The organism is Vibrio chemaguriensis (assembly GCF_012275705.1).
GTDB classification, from domain to species: Bacteria; Pseudomonadota; Gammaproteobacteria; order Enterobacterales; family Vibrionaceae; genus Vibrio; species Vibrio diabolicus.
Genome location: NZ_SHOE01000051.1, coordinates 1 through 5,957, shown reverse-complemented (window position 1 = coordinate 5,957; position 5,957 = coordinate 1). Strand labels below are relative to the sequence as shown.

5 protein-coding genes and 4 tRNA genes are annotated in these 5,957 nt (G+C 43.9%); 3 read left to right on the top strand and 6 right to left on the bottom strand.

Annotated features, from left to right (window positions below; genetic code table 11):
- Positions 1–103: 103 nt before the first annotated feature.
- The 4 genes from EX191_RS22620 to EX191_RS22605 form a co-directional block, all read right to left on the bottom strand.
- Positions 104–179 (bottom strand) — tRNA-Thr (locus tag EX191_RS22620).
- Positions 180–192: 13 nt separating this feature from the next.
- Positions 193–267 (bottom strand) — tRNA-Gly (locus EX191_RS22615).
- A gap of 35 nt (positions 268–302) precedes the next feature.
- A tRNA-Tyr gene (locus EX191_RS22610) sits at positions 303–387 on the bottom strand.
- Between the two features lie 36 nt (positions 388–423).
- A tRNA-Thr gene (locus tag EX191_RS22605) sits at positions 424–499 on the bottom strand.
- 205 nt (positions 500–704) lie between these two features.
- Between EX191_RS22605 and coaA the strand changes: the two genes are divergently transcribed.
- Positions 705–1,628, top strand: coding sequence for a type I pantothenate kinase (gene coaA, locus EX191_RS22600; RefSeq protein WP_005398335.1), 924 nt, complete (start codon positions 705–707; stop codon positions 1,626–1,628).
- 7 nt (positions 1,629–1,635) lie between these two features.
- Here coaA and birA read toward each other — a convergent pair whose 3' ends face one another.
- Positions 1,636–2,601 (bottom strand): bifunctional biotin--[acetyl-CoA-carboxylase] ligase/biotin operon repressor BirA, encoded by a 966-nt coding sequence (gene birA / locus EX191_RS22595; RefSeq protein WP_193448547.1) that lies wholly within the window; start codon positions 2,599–2,601, stop codon positions 1,636–1,638.
- Positions 2,598–3,641 (bottom strand): UDP-N-acetylmuramate dehydrogenase, encoded by a 1,044-nt coding sequence (gene murB, locus EX191_RS22590; protein WP_193448546.1) that lies wholly within the window; start codon positions 3,639–3,641, stop codon positions 2,598–2,600. The genes birA and murB overlap by 4 nt, the downstream gene beginning before the upstream one ends.
- A 101-nt stretch (positions 3,642–3,742) precedes the next feature.
- Between murB and EX191_RS22585 the strand changes: the two genes are divergently transcribed.
- Positions 3,743–4,174: a GNAT family N-acetyltransferase gene (locus EX191_RS22585; protein WP_193448545.1), complete on the top strand. Its 432-nt coding sequence runs from the start codon at positions 3,743–3,745 to the stop codon at positions 4,172–4,174.
- Positions 4,175–4,245: 71 nt separating this feature from the next.
- Entirely contained in the window at positions 4,246–5,586 is a 1,341-nt protein-coding gene (gene pssA / locus EX191_RS22580; protein ID WP_193448544.1) for a CDP-diacylglycerol--serine O-phosphatidyltransferase, read from the top strand.
- Positions 5,587–5,957 lie beyond the last annotated feature (371 nt).

Below are 5,957 nucleotides of genomic sequence, written 5' to 3'. Positions count from 1 at the left end.
TGAGTGGTCCCTCTAGGTACGGATTTAGGTGGCCCAAATTGACCACGCAACCAAAAAAAGATAATTGGTAAATCTAATATCAAAAGGAAATAAACTTGAGAGCTGGTGCTGATAGGCAGACTCGAACTGCCGACCTCATCCTTACCAAGGATGCGCTCTACCACCTGAGCTATATCAGCACTCAAATTAGAGTGGAGCGGGCAGCGGGAATCGAACCCGCATCATCAGCTTGGAAGGCTGAGGTAATAGCCATTATACGATGCCCGCAACACGTAACTCTGAGAGCTATTTCCTAAAGAATATGGTGGAGGGGGACGGATTCGAACCATCGAAGGCAGTGCCGGCAGATTTACAGTCTGCTCCCTTTGGCCACTCGGGAACCCCTCCAAATTTTCAAGCCATTCAGACTACTAAAGGAAAGAATGGTGCCGACTACCGGAATCGAACTGGTGACCTACTGATTACAAGTCAGTTGCTCTACCTACTGAGCTAAGTCGGCATAAGTGGTGCGCATTCTATTGAATGATTTTCGAGGTTGCAATAGTAATTTTAAAAAAAATCATAAAATTCGATTTTTTAGATTCGTTTGCTGTAAATTCGTACAAACTTGGCTTTTTTAAAGTAAACTTCGACCTTTGTCGTTTGCTTTGAAGTTCGCTTGATGTATGTTCTTGCTTCTACTAAACCAAGGATAAAAGAGACCCATGAGTCCATTTTTGTCATTTGACCGTGCAAACTGGGCCGAGTTAAGAAACTCTGTACCGATGACACTTTCTGAAGACGATTTGACTGCGCTTCAGGGCATTAATGAAAACCTAACCATGGAGGAAGCGGTAGAAATCTACCTTCCTTTGTCTCGCCTTTTGAATCTGTATGTCCAAGCTCGTCAAAGCCGCAATTCCGTATTACAACAATTCTTGAATACGGAAGAACATGCCCCTCCTTTTGTGATTGGTATCGCCGGCAGTGTCGCTGTAGGCAAAAGTACGACAGCTCGTATTCTGACCGCATTGCTTTCTCGTTGGGAGAATCATCCCAAAGTGTCCTTGGTTACAACAGATGGCTTTCTATATCCGAAAAAGGTACTAGAAGAACGCGGTATCATGCATCGTAAAGGGTTTCCTGAGTCCTATGATATCAAACGTTTAGTTGAGTTTATGTCTGACGTTAAAGCGGGTAAGCCGGATCTTGAAGTGCCTATTTACTCCCACATCACGTATGACATTACGGACGAACTAAGAAAAGTGGATAGACCGGATGTTCTTATCATTGAAGGTTTAAACGTTCTACAAAGTGGAATGGATTATCCGCATGATCCACATCGCGTCTTTGTCTCTGATTTTTTGGATTTTTCGATCTATGTCGATGCTGAAACAGAGACAATTGAACAGTGGTATGTGGAACGATTTTTAAAGTTTCGCCAAGGGGCCTTTACTAAACCCGGTTCTTATTTTAGTCACTACACGCAACTGTCAGTCGATGAAGCAAAGCAAAAAGCGAAACAAATTTGGCATGATATTAATGGGCTCAACTTGGAGCTGAATATTCTTCCAACCCGAGAAAGAGCCCATTTGATTCTACACAAAGGCGTCAACCACTTGGTTGATAAGGTATCTTTGCGAAAGTAATTGAACGTCAATCGCTTTTACGCAACGAGATTTCGCCACCAATGTAAGTCTCTAGCCCTTGCGAGGTTTCGAGTAATATCCCGCCTTGATGATCGATGCCGCGTACGACGCCGTGCACCTCTCTAGGTCCGATGAGCAGCTTGACTTGACGATTGAGAAAGTTATCTAATCGATTCCAACGTTCGACAAAGCTGGTAAGTCCTTTCAGTTCATACTCGATAAGTGCGGAATTCCAATGCTTGATAAGCGTCGTCGCTAGGACATTTCTATCGATCACGAGACTCTCGTTTGCCTGATTCAATGTTGTCCATGGTTGATCAATCTCAGGTTGCGCATCAGGCATTCCAATATTGAGCCCCATCCCAATCACAAGATGAGCAGCACCACCGGCCTGCCCTGACATCTCCACTAAGATTCCTGCCAGTTTTTTATCTTGATAATACAGGTCATTTGGCCACTTGAGCTTAACGCCTTGTATGCCCATTTCTTCTAGTGCTTCCACTGCGGCAATACCAATAACAAGGCTTAAGCCCATTGCTGCGGCCATTCCCGCATCTAATCGCCAGTACATGGATAGGTATAAGTTAGAGCCAAATGGAGAGATCCATTGTCTACCGCGGCGACCACGTCCTTGTGCTTGATACTCAGCTATACAAACACGGCCCTTTTCTGACTCTGCGACTCTATCAAGCAAATACTGGTTGGTTGAGTCAATCACAGGAACAAGCTCAATAAATGACTCCGCACTAGCAGTAAGGAGAGCTTCATCTAGCAACTGCAATGGTGATGCCAACTGGTAACCGCGCCCTTGCACTCGATAAATATCAATGCCCCACTCACTAAGACCTTTAATATGCTTAGCTATTGCCGCTCTGGATACATTCAGGGCTTCGCCCAGCGCCTCTCCAGAATGAAACTCGCCGTTACTTAATGACTTTAAGATATGAAGTTTCGTAGAGTGATCTTTTCTCATCTTAACGCCTCGACCTGAGCCAGGTTGGTTTCCCCGGTGCGGTTCAGAAATCGCACTTCATGCTCAAGTTCTATTTGGTATTTATCCCACACAGCCTGCTTCACTAGGGAAGCAAGTGCGACAACATCATCGGCACTGCAGTTGTCCATGTTGGTCAAAACCAAGGCTTGCATAGGGTTGACCTGTGCACCATGCACAGACTTCCCCTTTAATCCGCACTGATCAATCAGCCAACCAGCCGCGACTTTCATTCCGCCAGGAGTTGGATAGGCCACGATATTAGTATGTTGCTTCATGAGCCGATCATAATGATCTTGAGTGATCACTGGGTTTTTAAAGAAACTCCCTGCGTTACCTACTTTGGCTGGATCCGGCAGTTTCTCCGTTCGCACTTGGCAAACTCGCTCGAAGATTGTTGCTGGGCTAAGTTGTTCTTCCGGAATATCTTTTAAAGGACCATATTGATTAATCGGTTGCCATTGCTTAGCCAACTTAAGCCCTAGTGCGGTAATAAAGCACTTTTCATGCAAAGCGTGTTTAAAAATGGAGTCTCGGTAGCCAAATTCACAGTCTCTGGCGCTCATTCTTCTATTTTCAAACGTAGTTAGATCAAGAACATCCACGTAGTCACAAATGTCTTTTAGCTCTAGCCCATAGGCTCCAATGTTTTGAATAGGAGCCGAGCCTGCACAGCCAGGGATCAGGGCTAGGTTTTCTAACCCACCAATTCCCTGACTCACACACCAGGAAACCAATTCAGGCCAGTCTTCACCACCTGCAATATGCAATAGGTATTGGTCATCCGTTTCCGTCACATTTTTACCCATGATTCGATTAACGATCACTAACCCGTCAAAATGCTCAGTGAAAAGAACATTACTTCCTTTACCTAAAAAAAGTTTCGGTAAATGGGTGAATCTCGGGTCTTGAAATAGTTGGGTAACCTCCTCGAGCGACTCGATGGTCGCTAAATAGGAACACGACTGTTCAATCCCAAAAGTATGGTAAGCCTTAAGGCTTGCATTTGTTTTAATTTGCATAGTAGGTTTGCAACGTCAGATAAGATTCTCTTAAACTGTCGACATTCTACATTAGTTATCTTTTAACCGCAGTGACAATACCTGACTCATTAATCATAGAAGTGTTAAATCCTATCAAGCTCCCTCTCATTAAGAGGTTGTACAAAGCGCATTACCCTTCGGGTCGAGCAAAAAAGGATGAACTGATCATTACTGCGAGCCATAAAGGTGAAATCGTTGCGTTACTACGCTTAAAAACCGTAGATAGATCTCGATTGCTGACGGGAATGCTGGTCATTCCAACACTTAGGGGAACTGGCATTGGAAAAGAACTACTAACTCATTGTAAAAACAATGTTTTAACTGATGGCGATTATTGCTTCGCGTTTACACATCTCGAATCCTATTATTCCAAGCATGGATTCAAAACCATTGATTGCTCTGAGCTACCACACCCGTTAAAAATGGCATTTCAACGCTATGTAGATAGCGGTAAAGATCTCATTCCAATGCAATTCATCTCTTCAACGACATCAAAACGCGCGCTTTTGTAGCCAGGCAAATCATATCTTTGATAAAATGGCAGGTTCGCAATATTGCACTAAACTAAGGTACTCATACCGATATGATAGTAAGTAGGAATCCATTCGAACAGTTGCCAAGTCTCGCTGTCAATCCGGAAGACTTTGATGTTCTGTATTCAGCAGAATCATTCAGGGCTCGTCTTTTGGATGCAATCAGCAAAGCAACGTCGCGAATTTACCTAGTCGCTCTATATCTGGAAGATGATGAAGCTGGACGTGAAATTCTCACTGCGCTTTATGAAGCGAAACAGCGCAATCCTGGGTTGGACATCAATATCTGTGTCGACTGGCATCGAGCGCAGCGTGGCCTGATTGGTGCGGAAACATCTGAGGGTAATTCTGCGCTTTACAAAGCGTATGCCAATAAGTACCAACACCCGATCCCTGTCTATGGCATACCTGTGCGTGGCAGAGAGGTTTTTGGGGTACTGCATTTAAAAGGCTTTATTGTCGATGATACTGTCATCTACAGCGGGGCAAGCTTAAATAACGTTTATCTGCACTATCACGAACGCTATCGCTTTGATCGTTACCATGTGATTCGACATGAGTCTTTAGCTAATTCAATGGTGCAATTCATTCAGGAAGAGATGATTGCTCACCCAGCTGTCAATGATCTTGCTGGAAAAGATAAGCCAGAAACCAAAGAAATTAAGTCGGCGATTCGTCAACTGAGAGCTTCACTTGCTCAAGCTAATTATCAGTTTGAAGACCAACCAGCAACAGAAGAAAGTGTAAAAATCACCCCGCTAGTTGGTCTAGGCAAACGCCGTAATCTACTCAATCAACAGATTGTAAAGTTACTAGCGGCCGCCCAAAACGAAATCTTTATCTGTACGCCTTACTTTAACTTCCCTAAAGCGCTGCATCGTGAAGTGAAGCGAGCTATGAAACGCGGTGTGAAAGTAACTATTGTTGTGGGCGACAAGACAGCAAACGACTTTTATATTGCCCCTGAGGAAGACTTTAAAACCATTGGCGGACTTCCATATCTGTATGAAGTAAACCTACGCCGCTTTGCGAAAGCAAATGAAGCGAATATCGCTGCGCGTAAACTGTCAATTCACCTCTGGAAGCATGACAATAATAGCTTCCATCTCAAAGGCATTTGGGTTGATAAACGCTATATGCTACTGACGGGGAATAACTTAAATCCTCGGGCTTGGTCACTTGATCTAGAAAATGGACTTCTCATCCAAGACAATTATGCGAAACTCACTGATAAGTTCGAAGATGAGGTTTCGCGTATCCTTGAGCATACCCACCTTATCTGTACTTATAAACAGTTAGAAAAAGTGGAAGATTATCCGATAGGGGTGCAGCGGTTAGTAAGAAAAATAACCCGCCTAAAAGCAGATGGGGTTTTAAAACGCATCCTGTAAGCATAATTAACTTCAAAGCTCAGCATTTTCCTGCTGGGCTTTTTTATTATTCCTAGCTCCAACAGCTTAATACTCTATTAGACCTCTATATTAGTAGACTTCAGTAAATAAGCTTGCGAGACGCAACGTAACCCCAAACGCAACAACCTAGAATCTAGAAAGGCAATACATGCGTAAGTGGCTAGGTGCTTAATAACTCAGTCTTCCGATCTTACTCTTTCTTACACTACGCTAGTGAATAAGCTTTCTAACACGTAAGTCAGCACAGGGGCTCAAAACTAGTCCTCGATACTGGGACCCGGTTCAGTAGAAACCGCACAGAGTTGCGCATCAACTCGTCATGGCAGGGCTTAGAAAGTATCGCGAGAGAA